The sequence below is a fragment of the Agrobacterium sp. NPDC090283 genome, assembly GCF_044769685.1.
In the GTDB taxonomy this organism is placed as follows: domain Bacteria; phylum Pseudomonadota; class Alphaproteobacteria; order Rhizobiales; family Rhizobiaceae; genus Agrobacterium.
In genome coordinates this window covers 64,263-86,719 of sequence record NZ_JBIVYG010000022.1, presented here as the reverse complement: position 1 = coordinate 86,719, position 22,457 = coordinate 64,263, and the positions used below count along the sequence as shown (strand labels likewise).

Genomic DNA, 22,457 nt, shown 5'->3' with positions numbered 1-22,457 from the left:
GCTCTTGGTGCAATCATGCGCCACATCATCGTCATCGCAAACGCAAGATTGAAAGAATATCAAAATGAGCAAATACGACTGACTTGATGAGGGAAGTCGTTTCGGGAGCGTTCGCTTACGAGAATGGGCTCCGCGTTTGTTGAGGGCGGCCTAAGCCCCGCGTCACAACCGGTAAAGCGGCTCGAACCGGCCCTTGACCTCAACCCCCAGCTCGAACGTCAACCCATGCTGCGGATTTTCGGCAATGGCGTCATCATCGAGATGTTCGCGCGCCGAGGTAACGAGAAGCCGCGATGCGTCGGGGCCGATGAAGGCCGGGCAGGTCGTCTGTCCGCCGGGCACCTCATATCGGGCGATGTGATTGCCATCCGCATCGTAACGATCGACTGCACCGACGCCCCAGCGGGCGTTCCAGATATGTCCTTCGGCATCGCAGACCGAACCGTCAATGCCGCCCTTGATACCGGTGGAATCGATGAAAACGTCAGCCTCGCCGGCGGGTAGGCCGGTCTCGGCATCGAGCGGCACGCGCATCAGCTTGTTCACCTTGGTATCGACGTAATATCCCGTCGCGCCATCGGGCGAGAAGCAGATCGAATTCGGAATGCTGATTTCGGCAAACAGCTTGGTCACGGTGCCCTTCGCGACATGATAGATACTGCCCGCACCGGTCTGCGCCTTGCGGCCCATGGTGCCGATCCACAGCGCGCCGGAGGGGTGCATGCGCCCGTCATTGGAGCGGTTGTCGGGCAGATCCTTTTCCAGCTCCGCATGCAGGGTCAGCACGCCGGTGGCCGTATCGCGCAGGAAAAGCCCGTCATCGGAGGCGATCAGCTGCTTGCTGTCGCTGACCTTGGCGAGCGCGCTGCCCATGAAGGGCAAAGCGTGCACGGTCTTGCGGCCGGAGGCGAGATGCAGCTCATGCAGTTCCCGCTCGAGAATGTTGAACCACCAGGCGGTGCCGGTCGCAGGGTCGAAGGTCGGGCCTTCGCCGAGCAGCATCGGCGTTTCGTCCAGAACACGTCCGGCAAAGGGAAAAACAGTCGCCAAGCTCTTATCCTCCGATGGCTGCATCATAGGCTGAAAGTGTGACAGTGGCGCGTTCGCGCACCTCCGCCGCCGTCATGCCCGGCTTGTAAAGGCTGGTGCCAAGCCCGAAAGCCACAATGCCGGCCGAGGTATATTCGGCAAAATTCCTGTCAGAAACGCCGCCGACGGCGGCAATGACCAGATCCTTCGGCAGGATCGTCCGGATAGCATTGATGCCGGCGGGACCGATGATGCTGGCGGGGAAGAATTTCAGCCCCGTCGCGCCGGCCTTTGCGGCTACCAGCGCCTCGGTGGGAGTCAGAACACCCGGCATCGTCACCATGCCCTTGACGCGCGCGGCAACGATCACATCGGCGTCGGCATTGGGGCTGACCATCAGCTTGCCGCCGGCCGCATCCAGCGAGGCCACGTCTTCCACGCTGAGAACAGTGCCGGCGCCGATCAGGCAATCGGCGGGCGCCATCTTCGCGGCGATTTCGATGGAACGGAACGGATCGGGCGAATTGAGCGGGATTTCGATGGCGCGGAAGCCGGTTTCGATCAGCGCGCCGACGACGCCTTCGGTTTCCTCGGGCTTCAGACCGCGCAGGATGGCGATCAGCGGATATTTGATGGAAGGGAAGGGAATACGCATGGTCGATCTTTCTTCTTATGGCCAGATGGCATTTGCAGCGGCCAGCAATCCGCGCCGCACGGCTTCGTCTGCATCAATGACCGTATAGTGGATATCAAGGGCGGTGAAGGCGCCTTCGTAAAGCGCGCCGAGCGCGCCGGAACCGATCAGCACCACCGGCGTCTCCCGCCGCGCGGTGGAATGCGCACCGGCGATTTCCAGCCCGATCATGATGCCGGAGAGCTTGGCCTTGGCATCCGTGGCGGTGAGGCCGTGCAGCAATTGGCCGGAGCGAAGGGTGAAAAAGCGATTGGTGGCAAGCTGCGGATTGGCATAGATGTCGCGCACCGCCGCCGTGAAAGCCGCATGCTCGCCGGTAAAGGCTTCGGCCTCGGCCACCGCATGGGAAAGGATGGTCTGTTTCGAGACGACCTCGAAGAGTTCGCCGGTCATGAAAGTGGCAAAGCCGGTCACGCCGCCATCCTTGACGGTGACCCATTTGGAATGGGTGCCGGGCATGCAGACGAGTTTTTCACCGGCGTCCGAAGAAGCGAGAGCGCCGAGCAATTGCGTTTCCTCGCCACGCATCACGTCGGGCGCGTTTTTGTCCCGCTGCGCCAGCCCCGGCAGAATGCGGACATCCCGCGCCTGACCCGGCACGCGAACCGCGCCGTCGAGAACCGCCGAAAGCGGTGCCGGCACGTCGATATAACCCGCCTCGACCCAGCCCTGCCGTGCACCCGCCATGCCGCAAACGAGAACCGGCAAACCTTCCGGCGCGCCGATGGCATCGAGATGCGACTGCAGCACCTCGGCAAAACCGGTCCGCATGGCCGTGGTCATGCCTTCCGTGCTTCTGCGCTCCGCCAGCACCGCGCCCGATCGGCTCATGAGCCAGAGCCGGAAACTGGTCGTACCCCAGTCGACGGCGATGAAAGCGGGTTCAGACATTATAGGAGGCCTCCGTCTACGATTATGGATTGCGCCGTGATGGCGCTCGATGCCGATGATGCGAGAAACAGGCACGGACCCGCCAGATCGGCGGCGACGAGCGTGCGTTTCAGACATTGCCGTGCGGTGGTGGCGGCAATGCCCTCATCCGTCAGCCATAGTTCCTTCTGCCGCTCCGTCACGATCATGCCCGGCAGCAGCGTGTTGACGCGGATATTTTCCGGCCCCAGCCGGCCGGCGAGGCTCTTCGTCAGCCCGATAATGCCGGCCTTGGCCGCCGCATAGGAGGGCAGCTCGCCCATGTTGAGCAGAAACGAGATGGACGAAAAATTGACGATGGACGCGTCCTTCGCCTGCCGCAGATAGGGCAGGGCGGCCTGAACGGTGAAGAACATCTGCTTGAGATTGACCGCCTGATTGGCGTCCCAATAGGCTTCCGTCACCGTGTCTATGTCATGCCGGTCGTCCCAGGCGGCGTTGTTGACCAGCACCTTGATGCCGCCGGTGGCGGAAGCCGCCGCCTCCACCGTCTTGCCGATCGCCGCGATATCGCGAAGGTCGGTTTTGAAGAAGTGGACGGGATGCTGCGCGGTTGTCGCAAGCCGATTGACGAGCGCCAGGCTCGGCTCTTCGGCGATGTCGATGAACGCAACTTTCGCGCCCTGCATCGCAAAGGCTTCCACCAGCCAGGCCCCGATGCCGGAACCGCCGCCGGTGACGAGCACGCCCGCATCCTTGAGGTCCGGAAATTGGGCTTGCGTCATCGGCGTCATCTCGTCCATGAAAGGCTTGATTGTTCCATTATTTGGAACTAGATTTTACTAAGTGGAATTATTCTCTTGGCGTCTTGCTTATGTCAAGGCGGATGACGATGGATGTTGCCATGCCCGATCATAAAAAGCCCAATGGGCCAAATCCTGATACGGTTCCGATGCCGCAACGGAAAAGCCGAAGTGAGACGGGTACGCTCGGCAAGGCCATCTCGCTGCTGGAGTTGATCGCCTTTGCCGACAAGCCGATGCGCTTTACCGATGTGGTGGAAGCCTGCGGCCAGCCGCGCGGCACGGTTCACCGCCAGCTCGCCCATCTTGTCGCCGAAGGCCTTGTCGATCACGCTGCCGATCAGACCTATGCCGTGGGGCTGAGGTTGCTGCAACTGGCCGCAAGGGCCTGGAGCGGCAACGATCTGCGCAGCGTCGCGGCCCCGCATCTGGCGGCGTTGCAGGAGGCGACGCAGGAGTCCGTGCATCTTGCCGTCCTGAACGGCTGGCAGGTCACCTATCTGGACAAGATGGAGGGGCAGCACACATTGCGTATGCATTCGCAGGTCGGCAAGACCTCACCGGCCTATTGCACCGGGGTGGGCAAGGCGGCGCTGTCGCTGCTGTCAGTCGATGATCTCGGGAAACTGGCTGCGGAACTGGATTTTCATCGCTTCACGGAAAGCACCATCACGACACCGGAAGCGCTGATGGCTGACGTGGCGACCATTCGCGACATTGGTTACGGTTTCGACCTTCAGGAACACGAGATCGGAATTCATTGTGTCGCCGCACCGGTCCGGGCGCCCGGCCGCAATTTTCGCGCGGCGATTTCCGTCACCGGTCCGGCCTATCGCGTGGATGTGGAACAGCTTCGCAAATGGGCCCCACTGGTGCGTGAGACCGCCGATAAAATTTCCGATGATCTTGCCTGCAGATTATCGCCGGTTGCGGATGGTTGAGGAAAATACGTAGGCCCGGACCCCTTGGATTTTCCGGGGTGAAATTGCCGGCCATGCACCCATTCAGACGCGTTCGATATTATTTTCGACTATTCTGAATTAAGTTTTCAACTTTTGTTTGCATGAATCGTTTTGGTGAGTAACATCCGCAACAATTTCCGGGCAAGGGCGGGCCTTTGCGGCGGCATTTTCTCATTCTCGAAGAACAGCTTTGATGCAGAAAACAGAGACGGCCGCCGTTCAGTCGATTGGTGTTGATTGCGTTCGCGAGATCGCCGATCTCAATACGCAATTCGATATATTCCGCTTTCTGAAACGGCTGACGGAGGCCTGGGAATTCAGGGCTTTCATGGTGCTCGACCTGTCGTCGGAAGTGGCGAGCGAACTGTCGCAATATACGATCATCACCAGCTGGCCAGCCGAGCTTTTGCAGCGTTACGATGAAGAGGGCATGCTGCAGAAAAGCCGGGTAATGGCGCAGTTGAAAAAATCGACCATACCCTTCTCCGTCTCCATGGATTTTCTGGTCAAAGGCGACGCGGAAATCGGCAAGAAGACCGTGATCAACCTTTTCGAACGTTTCGAGATGATCAATTCGGTGTGGTTTCCCGTTCACGACATCACCATGAGACGGGGCGCGGTATCCTTTTCCGGCAATAAAACGGCTCTGCCCGCCAGCCGGCTTGCGGAGCTTTTTTACATTTCCAGCCACATCTTTGCCCGGCTGTCTGAAATACGCCGCCTCGACCTCAGGGTTCCCGAAACATTGAGCGAGCGGGAGATCGACTGCCTCAACTGGACCGCTGCCGGCAAGACCAGCGCCGAAATTGCCGAAATCATGATGCTGTCGGAACATACCATCAATCATTACCTGAACCGCGCGACGAAAAAACTCGACACGGTCAACCGCACCCAGGCCGTTGCAAAAGCGTTGCGGGTCGGCCTGATAAAATAGCGAAACCGTAATTTTATCATTGTGATAAACCGCTTCCTGGGCGATCCTTCTTCCGAATCACCGGAAAGGAGAAATCGTTTGCCGGATCGGCATAAGGTAAAAGCGGGATTTTCTCCGACTATCGACTGCGCCGTGCTGATAGCCGCTGCCGAAAAAGGCTTTGCTGCCGATGAAGGCATAGAACTCGAACTTTTCCGAAAACAGTCCGCCCGCGCCGTGCTTGCGGCGCTTGGCGCCGATGACGTTCATGTCGCGCATCTGCCTGCCCCGGCTCCCGTCGGTTCCGCTGTCGGTCTCGATGAGCTGCCGGCCGATATTGTCGGTGTTTTCACGCTCTCCCTTGGCGGATCGGCAACGACCGTTTCGCACGGATTTTATGATGAACTTTACAGGCAAGGGCTGAAGCTGCCGGATCCGGCGGCTTTCGGGCGGGCGATGGCCCGTGTCTGCGCCGCGCGTCGGGCAGCGGGCGAAAACCCGCCGGTTTTTGCGGTCGAAGATATCGTCTCCACGCCGTTTTATGCCCTGCGTTATCTGCTCGGCAGCTGCGGCGTGCTGCTCGGCCGGGACATGGAAATCGTCGAAGCCCTGCCAAAGGCGATGCCGGCATTGCTGGAAAGCGGCAAGGTCGATGCGCTCTGTACCGCCGAACCGGCGGGCAGCGCCGTGGTGCTGGGTGGTGCCGGCCGGATCGTCACCACCGGGGCGCTGATCTGGCACAACGCGCCGGAAAAGATACTGGCGGTGAAGAGAGGCTGGGCGGAGGACAACGCCGCCCTTCTGGAAGGGCTGCTGCGCGCCCTTTACCGCGCCGGCGAATGGTGCGCCAATACGGCCAATATAGAGGAACTGGCCGGCATCCTCGCTGCCCCGCAATATATGGATGAGAACGGCGAATTCCTGCTGCCGGCGCTGACGGGTTATATTTCCACCTCGCAGAGAGACATGCAGCGGTTTCAGGAGTTCTTCGTGACGAGCGCCAAGGCCGCCAATTTCCCATGGCAGAGCCAGGCCCTGTGGTTCTTCAGCCAGATGTTGCGCTGGGGCGAGGTTTCCGCCGATTATCGCTTCGATCCAGTCGTGGTGGAGGCGGCCCGCAACGCCTACCGGCCGGATATTTTCCGCAAGGCGATGAAGCCGCTTTTCGTGCCGGTGCCGGGTGCGAATCTGAAGCTCGAAGGTACGCTCAGGGAGCCGGTTCATGTCGGTGCATCGCGCACGGGTCTCGTGCTCGGCCCCGACTGTTTTTTCGATGGCCATGTCTTCGATCCGGAAACACTCGCGATGGATGACGAAATCTGAAAAGGCAGCGTTAAATCGTCGCGAATACCGGACGGTCGCGCTTTGGCATTGGCGAAGCGCTCCGGCTTGTCTATGGATGGCACGCAATACCCGGTCGGATGATGAAGCGGAGCAGGAATATGGCAGAGGTCAGCAAGGGCCAGGTGGAAAAGGCGCTGGAAGCGGTGATCTATCCCGGCAGCGGTAAGAGCATCGTCGCACTCGGCATGGTCTCGGAAATCTTCATCGCCGATGCGAAGGCCTATTTCTCGATCACGGTCCCGGCCGACAAGGCTGCGGAGATGGAGCCCTTGCGGCTTTCCGCGGAACAGGCGGCCAAGAGCGTTGAGGGTATTGTCGGCGCGGTCGTCGCGCTGACGGCCGACCGCAAGCCCGGCCAGCAGCAACCGGCGCCGGCGCGTCCCGCCGCTGCAACCGGCCGGCCGGCCCAACAGCCCGGCTCCTCGAAGGTGGGCGTCCCGGGTGTCAGGGCCATCATCGCCGTGGCTTCGGGCAAGGGCGGTGTGGGCAAGTCGACGACCGCGGTCAATCTGGCGCTCGGTCTTCAGTCGTTCGGCCTCAAGGTCGGCATGCTGGATGCCGATATTTACGGCCCTTCGCTGCCGCGACTCTTAAAAATTTCCGGCCGCCCCAGGCAGCAGGAAGACCGGATCATCCTTCCCATGGAAAATTATGGCCTGAAGGTCATGTCCATGGGCTTTCTGGTGGATGAGGAAGCCGCGATGATCTGGCGCGGGCCGATGGTGCAGTCCGCCCTGATGCAGATGCTGCGCGAAGTGGCCTGGGGCGAACTGGATGTGCTGGTGCTGGACATGCCGCCCGGCACCGGCGATGCGCAGCTGACCATCGCCCAGCAGGTGCCGCTCGCCGGCGCCGTCATTGTTTCCACGCCCCAGGATCTGGCGCTGATCGACGCGCGCAAGGGCATCACCATGTTCCGCAAGGTGGAGGTTCCGCTCCTCGGCGTCATCGAGAATATGAGCTATTTCATCGCGCCCGATACCGGTGCGCGTTACGATATTTTCGGCCATGGCGGCGCAAAGGCGGAGGCTGAAAGGATCGGCGTGCCCTTCCTCGGCGAAGTGCCGCTCACCATCTCCATCCGCGAAATGTCGGACGCGGGAACGCCGGTTGTCGCCGCAGAGCCCAACGGTCCGCAGGCCGCTATCTATCGGGACATTGCGGAAAAAGTCTGGGCGCGCATCGGTGCGGGCGAGAGAAAAGCGGCGCCGAAAATCGTTTTCGAATAGTGCGCCAGTCACGGGCACAAAGTCGGGCAGATGTCGGTCCGCTTTGAATAGCTCTTTGAAAACAGAAGATTAACCGCCATTATCGCACAGGTTTTCCTGATCTGAACTCCAGAAATGCTTCGCCTGCAATGCTGTCGCGAAAAAATATTGCTTGATTGCCCCTCGCTTTGGGCGCATACGCCTGCGCCGTTTGGCTCTTGGTCCATCGGGCTGGCGGGCTGGCGGGCGGGATTGTGAAAATCCGGCTTGTCCGGCGTGCCCTGAAGTGTCGTCCAAAGGTTTGCCGACCGCAAACAGGATATGTTAAGCAGCATTGCGGCTGAAGCCTGCAATGTGGAGCGGAGAAGCGGATTGATAAAAGCCTATCGCGCCAATTGCGAGGCGATCAGCCTGTCGGCACACGACGGCTCCGGACCGATTCCCGACGACATCGTCTGGATCGATCTCGTCAACCCGGACAGGGCGGAAGAGCAGCGTGTGGAACAGTTGCTCGGCGTGGAACTGCCGACACGTGAAGACCTGAAGGATATCGAGCCTTCCAGCCGCCTCTATATGGAAGACGGCAATGTCTTCATGACCGCCTCTCTGGTGTGGAAGGCGGATTCGGACGATCCGGGCCTTACCGATGTCGCCTTCATTCTGGTCGGCAGGCGTCTGGTGACGATCCGTTATGCCGAGCCGAAATCCTTCCACCTCTTCATTGCCGCCATCACCCGCGCGCCGCACGAGATGCGCAGCGGCACGGCGCTGCTTCTGAAACTGCTCGAAACGATCGTTGACCGCACGGCGGAAATTCTCGAAAACTCGGTCGCCGGCATCGACAATCTCGCGGCCGACATTCTCGGCAGCCAGGCGCGTTCCAAACGCAAGGCGCCACGTTATCTCGAAGACCGCCTGACCAACATCGCCGCCTATCACCGGCTGATCTCGAAGGTCCGCGTCAGCCTCGCATCGCTGGCGCGGCTGCAGACCTTCCTCTCCACCAGCGATCAGGCGCGCGAGGACAAGGGGGCGAAGGAACAGGGCAAGTCGATCGGGCGCGATATCCAGTCGCTGAACGAACATGCCTCCTTCGTTTCCGGCAATCTCACCTTCCTGCTGGACGCCTCGCTTGGTATCATCAACATCGAGCAGAACAGCATCATCAAGATTTTTTCCATCGCTTCGGTGGTGTTCCTGCCGCCGACGCTGGTGGCCTCTGTTTATGGAATGAACTTTCAGCTCATGCCGGAGTTGAACTGGACATTCGGTTACCCACTCGCGCTCGTCATCATGCTGATGTCCGCCGTCATCCCGTTTCTCTTTTTTCGTTGGAAGGGCTGGCTCTAAGGAGCCAGGATCATCATGTCCCAGATCGCTGACAAGGATGTTGCCGAGAAACCGGATGCGGATGACGAGCACAGGAACAAGGGGCTTTATGCCGCGATCCTCGGTTCCATCGGCGTTGTCTACGGCGATATCGGCACCAGCCCGCTCTACGCCTTCCGCGAGGCCCTGCGGCCCATCGCCTATGACGGCGTGACGCAGGAAGAAGTCATCGGCCTCACCTCCCTGATGATCTGGTCTTTGACGATCATCGTGACGTTCAAATATATCACGCTGCTGCTGCGCGCCGACAATGACGGCGAAGGCGGCACGCTGTCGCTGCTGGCGCTGCTGATGAAGACGGCGGGCACCCATCGCAGCGTTCTCATCGTGCTCGGCCTCATCGGCGCTGCGCTGTTTCTCGGCGATGCCATGATCACCCCGGCGCTGTCGGTGCTTTCGGCCGTGGAGGGCCTGAAACTCGTCACGCCGGAAATGGACGCCTTCATCATTCCGATTTCCGTCGGCATTCTCATCGGCCTTTTCGCCATCCAGTCCCACGGCACGGGCACGGTGGCGAAGTTCTTCGGGCCGATCACCGCCGTCTGGTTCATCGTCATGGGTCTGGCCGGTCTCCTCCACATTGCCGATGATTTCAGCATTCTCTTCGCCTTCAACCCCTGGCATGCCGTCGAATTTCTCGCCAATGAAGGCTTCTACGGCATCGTCGTTCTGGGCGCGGTCTTCCTGACGATCACCGGGGCGGAAGCGCTTTACGCCGATCTCGGCCATTTCGGCCGCCGCCCCATCCAGTGGGCATGGTTCTGTCTGGTTTTCCCGGCATTGACGCTGAATTATCTCGGGCAGGGCGCGCTGGTGCTGAAAGACCCGGCGGCGATGTCCAATCCCTTCTATCTGATGTTCCCGCAATGGGCGATCCTGCCGGCCGTCATCCTGGCCACCGCCGCCACCATCATTGCCAGCCAGGCGGTCATAACAGGTGCGTTTTCGCTGGTGCGTCAGGCGATCCACCTCGGCTACCTGCCGCGCATGGAAATCCTCTTCACGTCTGAAACCAATACGGGGCAGATTTACCTGCCGGCCGTCAACACCATCCTGCTGTTCGGCGTCGTGGCGCTGGTGCTCACCTTCAAGAGTTCGGATGCGCTGGCCACCGCTTATGGTATCTCGGTCACCGGCGCGATGGTCGTCACCAGCCTGATGTTCTTCGAATTCGTGCGCAAGCGCTGGCAATGGTCGGTCTGGCTGGCAATTGCCGTGCTGGCCCCGCTTCTGGCGCTGGAACTGATCTTCCTCGGCGCGAACCTTTTGAAGATTCACGACGGCGGTTATGTGCCGGTGCTGCTGGCGATCGCCTTCACCATCATCATGACCACCTGGCAGCGCGGCTCGAAGATCCTTTTCGCGAAAACCCGCCGCATCGACGTGCCGCTGAAGATGTTCATCGCCTCGGTGGAAAAGGAAAGCGCCCATGCACCGGTGCGTGTGCCCGGCACCGCGATCTTCCTGACTGGCGATCCGGAGGCCGCACCGGCCGCACTGTTGCACAATCTCAAGCATAACCACGTGCTGCACGACAAGAACGTCATCCTGACGATCCGCACCGAGGATCAGCCGCGCGTTCGACCTGAAAACAGGTACACGCTTACGAAACTCAGTGACCGTTTCGCCGTGGTCGAACTGCATTTCGGTTTCATGGAAACCCAGAACGTCACCCAGGCGCTGGGTTATCTCAGACGCACCGGCTACAAGTTCGATATCATGTCGACCTCGTTTTATCTCGGCCGCCGCAAGCTGGTGCCGGATCCGAAGTCCGGCATGCCTGGCTGGCAGAACCGCCTGTTCATCGCGCTCGCCGAAACCGCCGCCGATCCGTCGGACTACTTCCGCCTTCCGGCCAACCGCGTGGTGGAGCTGGGTTCTCACGTCGTCGTCTGACTATTGGGTCGCACACTCATCCGTCGCCGCGGAAAAAACCTGGCCGGCGGTTATCGAAATCCGACTTTGAGCTATTCTTGCCTCACGACGTCGTCAAAGAGCGTCGGTAGTGCATGGCAACAACGCCGCTACGGAATGACTTTACCGAAATCAGTTCGAGGTGTCGCGCGCTCGGCAAGCCGCTCTCGTAGAGAGTGGGGCCGTGGCCGACGATTCTGGGGTGAACGAGAAACTTGTATTCGTCGATCAAATCCAGTCGATCCAGCTCAGCCGCAAGCTTGCCGCTACCCAAGAGCACGCCCGCCGGGGTCGCATCCTTGAGATTCTGTATACCTGTTCGCAGCTCACCGGTAATGTGGTGGCTATTATTCCAAAGGAAGTCGTTTCGCGTTGACGACACCACATATTTCGGCTTGGCATCGAGCTTAATCGCCCAGTCGCGCATCGGCGGAGAAACCTCTACTTCGCCGCGGGCGACTGCCGGCCAATAGCTTTCCATCATTTCGTAGGTGACGCGGCCCCACAACATCGCCCCGCTCTCGTCCATGAGCTGAGTGAAGAAGGCGTGTGTCTCGTTGTCGGCTATACCTTCCTGATGGTCGACACAGCCGTCCAAGGTCACGTTGATGCTGAAGGTCAATAGTCCCATGCGGCAAGCATACAATCTTCCGACATCGTGGTCACGCGGTTCAGCTGGAGTTGTTGCGGGCACGTCGGGAAGCCTGGCTCAGCTTTTATGAGCCAGTGGCCTGGACGGTGGTTACACATCAACGTGAAGCCACGTCCGCTCGCCGCGTTAACCAAGCATCAAGGTTAATAAGAGATTCTTCAACACCTGTAGCAAATATGGTTGTCGGTGTTCGGAGTGCTGGTTTTGCGTTCGAAAAGTGTAATGCGTCGTCGGTCCTCCGCGTCCCTTCAGGCATGGACCTCCAGATGGGCCTCACCCGTCGTCTTCGGCCTTGCCGCCTGGCTCGTCTTTCCTTCTCTCGCCGCGCGTGCGGATCTGGCCTCGCTCTTGGCCGGGTTGGACAATGGCGGCGAACAATGGCGCATGGTGCTGACGGCCTCTCCGGCGGGCTCGGTGCACAATGCATCCCTTACCTTCAACGATGCGGCAGGCGAGGCGGCGCTGCAGGGCAGCGGCATGACCCTGCCGAATGGCAGCAAGGTCGCCTTCGTCACCAACAAAAAGGGCGAGGCAACGACGCCCGACAGCGAGCGTGTCAACCGCGCCGCCAAGAAGGGCCGGATCGTCGCAACCGAAATCATGCAGCCGCCTAAGGCTTTCACCGCCGGCTCCGTGCTGCAGCGGACCAGCATGCTGGATATCGAGCCGCTGAAGCGCAAGGACCGCACCGCTTTCGTCAAGCCGAAGCGCGGCAAGGACGTGGAACTCGCCTCCTTCTATTTCCGCCGCGAGGAAAAGAAGGCGGACAGAAGCGTCTCGCCGATGCTGGCCGAACTCATCACCAATCGCACGCCGGATATTCTCGCCACGGCCTATGCGCCGGCCGAACCGGATTTCGCCCGCGAGTCGCCTTTCGACGCCATTCTCAAAAAGCCCGAGGCCGGCCGTTTCGTGCCGCAGATCGCCGAGGACGACCACGCCTGGGCAGCCACGCCGCTGCCCGCCGCCGTATTTTCCGCAGCCGAACAGCAATGCCTGGCATCCGGCATCTATTTCGAGGCGCGCGGAGAATCGGTGAAGGGACAGGCGGCGGTGGCGCAGGTCATTCTCAACCGCGTGCGCAATCCCGCCTATCCGAAAACCATCTGCGGCGTGGTCTATCAGAACAAGGACTGGCGCAACCGTTGCCAGTTTTCCTTCGCCTGCGACAATATCAAGGACCGGGTGAATTCCGAGCGTCATTGGAAAATGGCGCGCGAAGTGGCCATGGCCACCACGGCCGGCAAAATCTGGCTGAAGGAAGTGGGTTCGGCAACCCATTATCACGCCGTTTATGTGCGTCCCGCCTGGGGCCGCACGATGAAGAAGGTCGGCAGAATCGGATTGCACGTGTTTTACCGTACCTATGGTGGCGGCTGGAGCTGATACCACCGCCAATTTGTCGCATTTTGCGTGTCAAAAATGCCGATTCCCTGGCGAAACATCGCCCCCAAACAGCGATTTGATGTCAAGCTATTGTTTTTGCACGATTAATTTGTGCTGAAACAACCGCCATCAGTGCCTTGACTAGAGAAGCCCCTAAAACTATGTTGCGCGCGACTTCAGAGCGGGCTGGAACAGGCTTAATCCGTCACCGTTTACAACTCCAAAGGGTTCTGGCATGGCTGGAACGGAGAAAATGGGTGGGATTTTAAGATGACTGGCAACCGTGACGATAGTCTGGACGAGCGCCGCAAGCGCCTTGCTGATGAGTTGGCAAAGGTGAAAGCGGAGGATGAGGCGGAAGTGAGGGCGGAGACCAACGCCGCGGAAAACCGGAAAGGTTTTGCGATGGCGGTGAAGCTCTCATCGGAGTTCATTTCGGCCATCGTGGTCGGCGCTATGCTGGGTTATCTTCTGGACTATTTTGCCGGCACGACGCCGTGGGGGATGATCGTTCTTCTTCTTCTCGGTTTCTGCGCAGGCGTATTGAATGTGTTGCGCTCGACGGGCGCGGTGGCAAAGCCGCCGCTGCTGGAGAAGGCGGACAGGCGAGACGAGGGTGGAAAAGGCGGCGTTTAAGCTGTTTTTTCTTGGCAATTGAGATGCCGCGACAGGCGGCGACAGGTAAAGAGGGCAGCCGGTGGCAAACGATCCGACCCATCAGTTCTTGGTGCAGCCGATCATTCCGATCGAAATTGGCGGCGTCGATTTTTCCTTCACCAATGCGTCGCTCTTCATGGTCGCGACCGTGGCTGCGGCTTCCGGTTTCCTTTATTTCGCAACGTCGAACCGCGGTCTGATCCCGACCCGCATGCAGTCCGTTGCTGAAATGTCGTATGAATTCATTGCCTCCATGCTGCGCGAAGGCGCCGGCAAGAAGGGCATGGTGTTCTTCCCCTTCGTGTTCTCGCTGTTCATGTTCGTGCTGACGGCCAATCTTCTCGGCATGTTCCCGTATTTCTTCACGGTCACCAGCCAGATCATCGTCACCTTCGCGCTCGCCTGCCTCGTCATCGGCACGGTCGTCGTTTACGGTTTTTACAAGCACGGCCTGCATTTCTTCGGTATCTTTGCCCCCTCGGGCGTGCCCAAGGCGCTTCTGCCGCTTGTCGCGTCGATTGAAATGATCTCGTTCCTGTCGCGCCCGATCAGCCTTTCGGTTCGTCTTTTCGCGAACATGCTGGCCGGCCACATCACGCTCAAGGTTTTCGCGGGCTTCGTCGCCTCCATGAGCGCGCTTGGCGCTCTCGGCGTCGGCGGTGCAGTCCTGCCTCTCATCATGACGGTCGCCATGACCGCTCTCGAATTTCTCGTTGCCTTCCTGCAGGCTTACGTCTTCGCGGTACTGACTTGCATGTACCTGAACGACGCCGTGCATGGTGGTCACTGAGAAGTAAAGTCGCTGGCCCCGGCAACGGGCGTCAAAAACAGCCGCAACAACCAATATCTCAAGGAGTCTCACATGGAAGCGGAAGCAGCAAAGTACATCGGCGCAGGTCTCGCATGCCTCGGCATGGCTGGTACGTCCCTCGCACTCGGCCGTATCTTCGGTGATTACCTGTCCGGCGCACTGCGCAACCCCTCTGCTGCCGACAGCCAGTTCGGCCGTCTGGTATTCGGCTTCGCCGTTACGGAAGCTCTGGGCATCTTCTCGCTGCTCGTTGCTCTCCTTCTCCTGTTCGCTGTCTGATAACGGCATCAGGTCTGGATCACGGCCCGCGAATGGCGTGCCGTGATCCTTCGCATTTGCAGTCCCCCTGGAGGTGAGCATGTTCGTGACCGAGGCTTATGCCCAGTCAGCACCGACCGTAGGTGAAACGCATACGGAAACTCCGGCTGTCGGCCAGCCGCAACCGGAAGCCACGCACACGGAAACCGGTGTGGCGCACGGCGCCGAACACGGCGCTTCCGGCGTTTTCCCGCCGTTCGACCAGTCTACTTATGCATCGCAGGTTCTCTGGCTGGCGATCACGTTCGGCCTTTTCTACCTGCTCATGCAGAAGGTCATCGTACCGCGCGTCGGCGGCATTCTCGAAAACCGCCATGGACGCATTGCACAGGATCTCGACGAAGCGGCACGGCTGAAAGCCGAAGCCGACGCAGCCGTCGAAACCTATGAAAAAGAACTCGCGGCAGCCCGCGCCAAGGCAAGCTCCATCGGCGCCGCGGCCCGTGACGCCGCCAAGGTGAAGGCCGATGCCGACCGCGCCGCGATCGAAGCCGGTCTTGCCGAAAAGCTCGCTGCTGCCGAAAAGCGCATTGCGGGCATCAAGGAACAGGCATTCGCCGATGTCGGCGCTATCGCCGAGGAAACCGCGACCGCAATCGTCGACCAGCTGGTTGGCGCCAAGGTCAAGGACACGGACGTCAAGGCAGCCATCGCCGCCGCTTCGAACGTGAAGGGAGCCTGACATGGCATTTGATGCATCATTTTTTGCTCTAGTCGGTCTCGTCCTTTTCTTCGTCCTGATCGCCTATCTCAAGGTTCCGGGCATGCTCTCCAAGTCTCTGGACGAGCGCGCGCAGAACATTCAGGACGAGTTGGCCGAAGCCAAGCGCCTGCGTGAAGAGGCCCAGCACCTGCTGGCCGAATATCAGCGCAAGCGCAAGGAAGCGGAAGCGGAAGCCGCCGGCATCGTTGCCGCCGCCGAACGCGAAGCAGCCGCGCTCACCGAAGAAGCCAAGCAGAAGACGGAAGAATTCGTCGCCCGCCGCACGGCCCTTTCGGAACAGAAGATCAAGCAGGCAGAAGACGACGCCATCGGCGCTGTCCGCGCCGCCGCAGTCGACATCGCCATCGCCGCTTCCGAGAAGCTGCTGGCGGAAAAGACCACGGCTGCCGCAAAGGCCAAGCTTTTCACCGCCACGATCGGCGAAGTGAAGTCGAAGCTGAACTGAGATTTATCTCGGACTGATTACAAACCCCTCCGGCGAGAGCTGCGAGGGGTTTTTTTGTTTGTATTGTTAAAGGTCGCTGGCTGAATTTCGTTGCTTCATGATTGCCGAGGCGAAGCAATAATGTATTTCTCATTATTCAAAATAGTATTTGATGGAAATCGGGTTTAAATGCTTAAATGGATATTGGGTATTGTATTATTAATTTTATTTCTGGTGTGCCTTGGAATTAAAATATTTGATCGTGATCGTCGCCTGAGTATTGCGCCTTGCGGGATGGGAATAAACAAAGTTCTCTACGCCGAGGAGCAATCTTGGGGCATCGGATTACCCGGCGATAACGAGACGGGTGTTATTGTATTTGAATTGCCCGATGTTGTTTCTGAACAGATCGAAATACAGGGTATTGGCTATCTTGAAAGCATAACGTGCCCTGTAGAATTGGCCATTGACAGGCGGGGTAAGTATGACCGCTGGCAAAAGACGCCGATTTTAAATGGGAAAGAGTGGCGTGCAGACGCAGTCGAACTCAATAGCTATCTTGATCACTACGGTTTTGGAATAGAAATTAATAAGACCATCGAGCTGGAAATAAATGGAGCAATTTCAGGGGAAGGAAACTTTTTTTCATTTGGGCGTACAGGAATCATCGTCCTCGCACCTAGAACCAACCGCGCTTATTATTTTTACGCGGGGTAAGTGCCTAAAGATACCAGTGACTTGAGGCAAGACTATGATCACATTCAGTTTTGTGCTGCGTCCGTCCCGCCATTGTTCTTGCCACCTTCGATGCCGATTCAATGGTGAAGTTTGACCTAGATTTGGGGAAACGCGGGTCTCCAATCAATCCCGCTTCAGCGGCCGAAAGCTCATCCTGTGCAGCGCACAGGGGCCATGGCTTTCGATGGCGCGCAGGTGGGCCGGCGTGCCGTAACCGGCATGGCCTTCGAACCCATAGGACGCATGCACCACGCCGGCGCGTTCCATCATCCGGTCGCGGGTCACCTTGGCGATGATCGAGGCGGCGGCGATGGAGAGGGAGCGGGAATCGCCCTTGATGACGGCCTTGGCTTCGCAGGCGATGCCCGGCGGCCTGTCACGGCCGTCGGCCAGCACGAGGGCGGGGGAGATTTCGAGACCGAGCACGGCGCGGCGCATGGCATCAAGGCTGGCGCGCAGGATATTCATGTTGTCGATCAGGCCGGGGCCAGAGGAGGCGACGGATACGATCGAGGTTTCCATGATCTCAACGAACAGGCTCTCGCGCTTCTGCTTCGTCAGTTTCTTGGAATCGTCCATGCCCTTGGGAATATTGTCCGGATCGAGAATGACGGCTGCGGCGACCACCGGTCCGGCCAAAGGCCCCCGTCCCGCCTCATCCGTGCCGGCGACGGGCCAGAGGCCCTTCTTTTTCGCTTCCAGTTCGAAGGAGAAATCCGGACCGGTATCGGCAAGATCGAAAAGGGCAGGAGAATCGGGTGTGGCGGTGCGTTTCATGCGGCGAAACTCGCATACACACCCGATCTCCTGCAAGCCCCCGGAAGCGGGCGATGACAGGCAGGATGAGCCGGGGTCAAGGGGCGTGGCTCACCGTGCCCCTCAGGTCATCATGACCTTTGATCCTCCAACGGGGCGGCGGAGGAAAAATGATCGCACGCGAGGCGGCGGTTCCGGGGGCAATGTCCGGCGGGCCAGGGAAAACCCGCCGGGCATTTCGTGGGGAGCAACCAGATGAGGGGGTGCTCCTATCGTCTTGAATTCCGTTTGTTAAAGGCTGAGAGAGCCTTCGATTGCTGACCTGTTATCCTTCATGCCTGATGTCATCCTCGGGCTTCATCCCGGGACATTCATCATCCCGCGCCACTCTCAGCGTCGGGCTTTCAAAGCAGCGACAATTGCACGCCTGCATCGCCAGGCGGCAGGAAGAGATCGTCGCGCAGGTGAATGCCGCGGCGGATAAGGCCGAGCCGCTTGGTCGCCATCTCGAAACGCCTGCCGATCTGCCAGGCATAGGGGCCGGCGCCCTTCATGCGTTTTCCGAATTCCGCGTCGTAATCCTTGCCGTCGCGCATGGAGCGCACCAGCGACATGACATGACGGTAACGGTCCGGATAGTTGCGCAGCAGCCAGTCGCGGAACAGCGGGCTCACCTCCAGCGGCAGGCGCAGCAGCACGTAGGAAGCTTCGGTGGCGCCCGCTGCCTTGCCGGCCTCGAGAATGCGTTCGATCTCATGATCGTTGAGGGCCGGAATGACAGGCGCCATCATCACGGCCACGGGAATGCCGGCCTCCGTCAAGGCCTTCACCGCCTCCAGCCGCTTTTCCGGCGTGGCGGCGCGCGGTTCCATGTTGCGCGCGAGCTTCCGGTCCAGTGTGGTGACGGAAATACCGACCTTGGCGAGCCCCTTTTTGGCCATGGGCGCCAGAATATCGATATCCCGCTTGATCAGCGCCGATTTGGTGACGATGGCAACGGGGTGATCGGCCTTGGCCAGCACCTCCAGTATCTGCCGCATGATGCGCCATTCGCGCTCGATCGGCTGATAGGGATCGGTATTGGTGCCGATGGCGATCACCCGCGGCTTGTAGCCCGGCTTCGCCAGCTCCCGTTCCAGGAGCTTTGCCGCATCCGGCTTGGCGAAGAGCTTCGATTCGAAGTCCAGCCCGGCCGAAAGGCCCATATAGCTGTGGGTGGGCCGTGCGAAACAATAGATGCAGCCATGTTCGCAGCCGCGATAGGGATTGATGGAACGGTCGAAGGGGATGTCGGGCGATTCATTGCGGGTGATGATGCTGCGCGGCTTTTCCACCTGCACCTCGGTGCGGAATTCCGGCATGTCCTCGAGCGTCTGCCAGCCATCGTCGAAAACCTCGTGCTGCAAGGTCTCGAAGCGCCCATCCGGGTTCAGCCCGCCGCCCCGGCCACGACGGCGGTCGATCTCGATGCGCAGGCCGGATGCATCGGCGAGCGCATTGGCAATGTCAGGCATATGGCTCGGCTGGAAGGCAGCCTGCCCGTCAAGCGTATGGTTTCTCATCTGGATGCTCTCGGAGCGCCGCACACCTTTCAAGGCACGCTCGACGCCCTAAACCGTTTCCATCCGGGCGGGCGTTTAATCGCCTTCCGAATGATTAAATTCCTACATCAGGAATGAGAACAATACAAGAACAAAATTCAGATTCGACTCCTTCTCCAGGGGTGGATGCGTGATCGCGATAGGCACGGCCACGTCCGGAGACTGTGCGGTCGGCGGCATGGAGAGCCGCGGATTTTACCACGATGAGCACAGTGGCAATTTATTGTGCGATGCGTTAGAGCTATGCAGATGTTGACAGTCATAATGGAATGCCGGGATCACGAGCCGGAACTGGCGCACACATTGTCTGCGCTTGTCACCGGGGCCGTGGAAGGGCTTGTAAGCGATGTTGTGATTCTCGATCACGGTTCGCGCGATGGATCGTCGCGCGTCGCCGATGCCGCCGGCTGCCGTTTTTATGGGCAATGGGACATTGAAGACGTCGTGAAGTCGGCACGCGGCGGCTGGCTGCTTCTGATCGAACCGGGCGCGCGCCCGCAGGCGGGCTGGATCGACGAGATTCTCGAATATGTGGCGATCTGCGCGCAGCCGGCCCGCTTTTCGCCCTCGCGCTATCATCGTCGCAATGTCTTCAGCCGTGTGCTGCGCCGCGTTCCGCCCTTGGAGCATGGATATCTTCTGCCGAAGAAACATGCCGTGTCGATTGCGAAATCGGGCATGAGCCTGACGCAATTTGTCGGCGCACAGAAACCGCGCCGGCTGAATGCGGAAATGGTGCCCGCCTGGGCGCTGCGGGCCTCGGCTTAACGCAGGGGCGCTTTATCCGGCCAGAACCTTGCCGGGGTTCATGATGCCGGCGGGGTCGAAAGCGTGTTTGATGCGCCGCATCAGCTCCATTTCGATGCCGGGGCGGATGGCGGCCAGTTCGTCGCGCTTCAATTGCCCGATGCCATGTTCGGCCGAAATCGAGCCGCCGAGCGACAGTACGATGCCGTGCACGATCTCGTTCATGTCCCGCCAGCGGCCGATGAATTCGGCCTTGTCGGCACCCACCGGCTGGGAAATATTGTAATGAATATTGCCGTCGCCCAGATGTCCGAAGGCGCAGACACGGGCACCGGGGATGGCGGCGAGAACCGCCTTTTCCGCCGTCGACATGAATTCCGGTATTTTTGACACCGGAACGGAAACATCGTGCTTGATCGAGCCGCCTTCGGGTTTCTGCGCCTCCGACATGCTTTCGCGCATGTGCCAGAGCGCCTGCCGCTGGGCTTCGGATGTGGCGATCACCGCATCCTGAACCAGCCCGGCCTCAAAACCGCGCTCCAGCAGCGATTGCATCATGTTATCCGCCGTCTCCGCCGAATCGGAGGTGGAGATATCGATGAGCGCGTACCAGTCATGCGGCTGTTCCAGGGGATCGCGCACGCCGGGAATATGCCGGGCGGTGAATTCGACACCGATTCGCGGCATGAGCTCGAAACCGGTCAGCGCCGTGCCGCAGAGGTTGGAGGCCATCTCGAACAGCTTCAGCGCGTCTTCGGTGGAGGTAAGCCCGGCAAAGGCCACCTGATGGCCGAGCGGTTTCGGGAAGAGCTTCAGCACGGCGCCGGTGATGATGCCAAGCGTGCCTTCGGAACCGATGAAGAGATCGCGCAGATCGTAACCCGTATTGTCCTTTTTCAGCCGGCGCAGCCCGTTCCAGATTTCGCCGGTCGGCAGCACGACTTCCAGCCCGAGGCAGAGCTGACGCATATTGCCATAGGCAAGCACCGCCGTGCCGCCGGCATTGGTGGCGAGATTGCCGCCGATGCGGCAGGACCCTTGAGAGCCGAGCGACAGCGGGAACATGCGCTCCACCGTATCGGCAGCCTTGTGAATGTCATCGAGAATGCAGCCGGCATCGGCCACGATGATATTGGCGACCGGATCGATATCGCGAACGCGGTTCATGCGCTCCAGCGACAGGATGATATCGGTGCCGTCGGCACGCGGCGTCTGCCCGCCCACGAGGCCGGTATTGCCGGTCTGCGGCACGATGGGGGTGCCGGTCTCGCTGGCGAGCTTCAGGATGGCGGCAACCTCTTCGACCGAACCGGGCTTGATGAGCAGCGGCGAGGCGCCGCGATAAAGCCCGCGATTTTCCACGAGGCGCGGCGCCATTTCCGCCGGGTCGCGGACCGCGTTCTTTTCGCCGACAATGGCGGTAAAGCGGTCGAGGATGTCGGAGGAGGGGATGGCGGTGGTCGTCATGGGCGGCGTCTCGCTGTCTTTTGAAACATGGGCGAAAGGGTTGGGTGCCGTCAGCCTCGCGGTGCGGCGGCGCGGGACAGGCGATCGTTGATCGCCTCTCCGAGACCATGGGTGGGAATGGCGGTGATGGCGATCATGTCTGCGCCGCTCGCATCGGCGGCTTTGAGATAATCGAAGAGATTGGCGGCGGCCTCGGAAAGATCGCCGGAAGGGCTGAGATCGAGAACGGTGCGCGCGGTTTCTTCACCGGTAATGGCGATGCCGCCGAACCGGATCAGCGCTTCGCCGGGGGAAACCGATGTGGCGCCGAGACGCACGGCAGCACCCGGCGCATAATGCGAGGCGAGCATTCCCGGCGCTTCAATGGCGGCCGCTGCTTTTTTCGGCCGTTCGAGCCGTTTGCCGGCAACACGTTCTATATCTTCGGTGACGATGCCGCCGGGACGAAGCAGCCGCACCCGGCCATCCTCTTCCACCTTGACGATGGTGGATTCGACGCCGACGGAGGCCGCACCGCCATCGAGAATGAGATTGATCTTTTGGCCAAGATCCGCTTCCACATGGGCTGCACTTGTCGGGCTGATCTTGCCGGAGCTATTGGCGCTGGGGGCGGCGAGCGGCCTGTCGAACCGGCGGATCAGATCACCGGCAAAACCCTGCGGTACACGAATGCCGACCGTATCGAGACCGGCCGTCGCCAGCGAATGAATGTCGCTTGCCGGCTTCAACGGCAGCACCAGTGTCAGCGGACCGGGCCAGAAGGCTTCTGCGAGCTTCAGCGATATGGGGTCGAAAACCGCGTAACGCTCGGCCATGGCGATATCGGCCATGTGGCAGATCAGGGGGTTGAACTGCGGCCGGCCTTTTGTCTCGTAAATGCGGGTAATCGCCGCCGGATTGGTGGCGTCGGCGGCAAGGCCGTAGACCGTTTCCGTCGGCAGGGCGATGGGCTGGCCGGCGGCAAGCTCGGCCACGGATGCCTGCAGGGCTGTTTCCCGCTCGTTGTCTATATCGATATGACGCGCCATGATGCTGCCTTTCAGGGCGGTC

The 22,457-nt window shown here is 60.1% G+C and carries 23 protein-coding genes; 14 read left to right on the top strand and 9 right to left on the bottom strand.

The window, feature by feature from the left end; translation table 11 throughout:
- Positions 1-162: 162 nt before the first annotated feature.
- The 4 genes from ACIQUH_RS24560 to ACIQUH_RS24545 are packed head-to-tail and all read right to left on the bottom strand — an operon-like array spanning position 163 to position 3,396.
- Positions 163-1,050, bottom strand: coding sequence for an SMP-30/gluconolactonase/LRE family protein (locus ACIQUH_RS24560; RefSeq protein WP_400820023.1), 888 nt, complete (start codon positions 1,048-1,050; stop codon positions 163-165).
- Positions 1,051-1,054: 4 nt separating this feature from the next.
- Complete coding sequence (locus tag ACIQUH_RS24555; RefSeq protein WP_262534866.1) at positions 1,055-1,684, bottom strand: 2-dehydro-3-deoxy-6-phosphogalactonate aldolase; 630 nt, start codon at positions 1,682-1,684, stop codon at positions 1,055-1,057.
- A gap of 15 nt (positions 1,685-1,699) precedes the next feature.
- Positions 1,700-2,614, bottom strand: a complete 915-nt coding sequence (locus ACIQUH_RS24550) for a 2-dehydro-3-deoxygalactonokinase (protein WP_400820021.1) — start codon at positions 2,612-2,614, stop codon at positions 1,700-1,702.
- The gene (locus ACIQUH_RS24545; protein WP_400820019.1) at positions 2,614-3,396 is read right to left on the bottom strand and encodes an SDR family NAD(P)-dependent oxidoreductase; all 783 of its coding nucleotides are present in this window, start codon (positions 3,394-3,396) and stop codon (positions 2,614-2,616) included. Before ACIQUH_RS24545 ends, ACIQUH_RS24550 begins: the two co-directional genes overlap by 1 nt.
- Positions 3,397-3,467: 71 nt before the next feature.
- Here ACIQUH_RS24545 and ACIQUH_RS24540 point away from each other — a divergent pair, with 71 nt between their 5' ends.
- The 6 genes from ACIQUH_RS24540 to ACIQUH_RS24515 all read left to right on the top strand — a co-directional run bounded on the left by ACIQUH_RS24540 (position 3,468) and on the right by ACIQUH_RS24515 (position 11,108).
- Positions 3,468-4,337, top strand: coding sequence for an IclR family transcriptional regulator (locus ACIQUH_RS24540; RefSeq protein WP_400820017.1), 870 nt, complete (start codon positions 3,468-3,470; stop codon positions 4,335-4,337).
- A 214-nt stretch (positions 4,338-4,551) separates the two neighbouring features.
- A complete protein-coding gene (locus tag ACIQUH_RS24535; protein ID WP_400820015.1) occupies positions 4,552-5,292 on the top strand; it encodes an autoinducer binding domain-containing protein in 741 nt (246 codons plus the stop codon).
- Positions 5,293-5,370: 78 nt separating this feature from the next.
- Positions 5,371-6,594 carry a CmpA/NrtA family ABC transporter substrate-binding protein gene (locus ACIQUH_RS24530; RefSeq protein WP_400820013.1) on the top strand — a complete coding sequence of 408 codons (1,224 nt, stop codon included), beginning with the start codon at positions 5,371-5,373 and terminating at the stop codon, positions 6,592-6,594.
- A gap of 119 nt (positions 6,595-6,713) precedes the next feature.
- The gene (locus ACIQUH_RS24525) at positions 6,714-7,844 is read left to right on the top strand and encodes an Mrp/NBP35 family ATP-binding protein (protein WP_400820011.1); all 1,131 of its coding nucleotides are present in this window, start codon (positions 6,714-6,716) and stop codon (positions 7,842-7,844) included.
- Positions 7,845-8,195: 351 nt separating this feature from the next.
- Complete coding sequence (locus tag ACIQUH_RS24520) at positions 8,196-9,173, top strand: magnesium transporter CorA family protein (protein WP_400820009.1); 978 nt, start codon at positions 8,196-8,198, stop codon at positions 9,171-9,173.
- 15 nt (positions 9,174-9,188) lie between these two features.
- Positions 9,189-11,108 (top strand): potassium transporter Kup, encoded by a 1,920-nt coding sequence (locus ACIQUH_RS24515; RefSeq protein WP_400820007.1) that lies wholly within the window; start codon positions 9,189-9,191, stop codon positions 11,106-11,108.
- Between the two features lie 82 nt (positions 11,109-11,190).
- On the opposite strand, the gene ACIQUH_RS24510 is transcribed toward ACIQUH_RS24515, so the two are convergent.
- Complete coding sequence (locus ACIQUH_RS24510) at positions 11,191-11,757, bottom strand: dihydrofolate reductase family protein (RefSeq protein ID WP_400820005.1); 567 nt, start codon at positions 11,755-11,757, stop codon at positions 11,191-11,193.
- A gap of 243 nt (positions 11,758-12,000) precedes the next feature.
- On the opposite strand from ACIQUH_RS24510, the gene ACIQUH_RS24505 reads away from it, so the two are divergent.
- The 7 genes from ACIQUH_RS24505 to ACIQUH_RS24475 all read left to right on the top strand — a co-directional run bounded on the left by ACIQUH_RS24505 (position 12,001) and on the right by ACIQUH_RS24475 (position 16,815).
- Positions 12,001-13,164: a cell wall hydrolase gene (locus ACIQUH_RS24505; RefSeq protein ID WP_400820003.1), complete on the top strand. Its 1,164-nt coding sequence runs from the start codon at positions 12,001-12,003 to the stop codon at positions 13,162-13,164.
- Positions 13,165-13,434: 270 nt separating this feature from the next.
- A complete protein-coding gene (locus ACIQUH_RS24500; protein WP_003494135.1) occupies positions 13,435-13,800 on the top strand; it encodes an AtpZ/AtpI family protein in 366 nt (121 codons plus the stop codon).
- 61 nt (positions 13,801-13,861) lie between these two features.
- Positions 13,862-14,611, top strand: a complete 750-nt coding sequence (locus tag ACIQUH_RS24495; protein WP_004440258.1) for a F0F1 ATP synthase subunit A — start codon at positions 13,862-13,864, stop codon at positions 14,609-14,611.
- A 72-nt stretch (positions 14,612-14,683) separates the two neighbouring features.
- The gene (locus tag ACIQUH_RS24490; protein ID WP_003494147.1) at positions 14,684-14,911 is read left to right on the top strand and encodes a F0F1 ATP synthase subunit C; all 228 of its coding nucleotides are present in this window, start codon (positions 14,684-14,686) and stop codon (positions 14,909-14,911) included.
- A gap of 79 nt (positions 14,912-14,990) precedes the next feature.
- Positions 14,991-15,632: a F0F1 ATP synthase subunit B gene (locus ACIQUH_RS24485; RefSeq protein WP_080825826.1), complete on the top strand. Its 642-nt coding sequence runs from the start codon at positions 14,991-14,993 to the stop codon at positions 15,630-15,632.
- 1 nt (position 15,633) lies between these two features.
- On the top strand, positions 15,634-16,119 hold the full coding sequence (locus ACIQUH_RS24480; RefSeq protein WP_400820000.1) for a F0F1 ATP synthase subunit B: 486 nt from the start codon (positions 15,634-15,636) through the stop codon (positions 16,117-16,119).
- Between the two features lie 168 nt (positions 16,120-16,287).
- Positions 16,288-16,815 carry a hypothetical protein gene (locus ACIQUH_RS24475; RefSeq protein ID WP_400819998.1) on the top strand — a complete coding sequence of 176 codons (528 nt, stop codon included), beginning with the start codon at positions 16,288-16,290 and terminating at the stop codon, positions 16,813-16,815.
- A gap of 144 nt (positions 16,816-16,959) precedes the next feature.
- On the opposite strand, the gene ACIQUH_RS24470 is transcribed toward ACIQUH_RS24475, so the two are convergent.
- The gene (locus ACIQUH_RS24470; protein WP_400819996.1) at positions 16,960-17,613 is read right to left on the bottom strand and encodes a ribonuclease HII; all 654 of its coding nucleotides are present in this window, start codon (positions 17,611-17,613) and stop codon (positions 16,960-16,962) included.
- A 383-nt stretch (positions 17,614-17,996) separates the two neighbouring features.
- On the bottom strand, positions 17,997-19,154 hold the full coding sequence (locus ACIQUH_RS24465; protein WP_400819994.1) for a PA0069 family radical SAM protein: 1,158 nt from the start codon (positions 19,152-19,154) through the stop codon (positions 17,997-17,999).
- Between the two features lie 288 nt (positions 19,155-19,442).
- Here ACIQUH_RS24465 and ACIQUH_RS24460 point away from each other — a divergent pair, with 288 nt between their 5' ends.
- Positions 19,443-19,961, top strand: a complete 519-nt coding sequence (locus ACIQUH_RS24460; RefSeq protein ID WP_400819992.1) for a glycosyl transferase — start codon at positions 19,443-19,445, stop codon at positions 19,959-19,961.
- A gap of 12 nt (positions 19,962-19,973) precedes the next feature.
- Here the strand turns inward: ACIQUH_RS24460 and ACIQUH_RS24455 are convergent, their stop codons facing one another.
- Positions 19,974-21,407: an FAD-binding oxidoreductase gene (locus ACIQUH_RS24455; protein WP_400819989.1), complete on the bottom strand. Its 1,434-nt coding sequence runs from the start codon at positions 21,405-21,407 to the stop codon at positions 19,974-19,976.
- Positions 21,408-21,457: 50 nt separating this feature from the next.
- On the bottom strand, positions 21,458-22,435 hold the full coding sequence (locus ACIQUH_RS24450) for an L-threonylcarbamoyladenylate synthase (protein ID WP_400820040.1): 978 nt from the start codon (positions 22,433-22,435) through the stop codon (positions 21,458-21,460).
- Between the last annotated feature and the right edge of the window lie 22 nt (positions 22,436-22,457).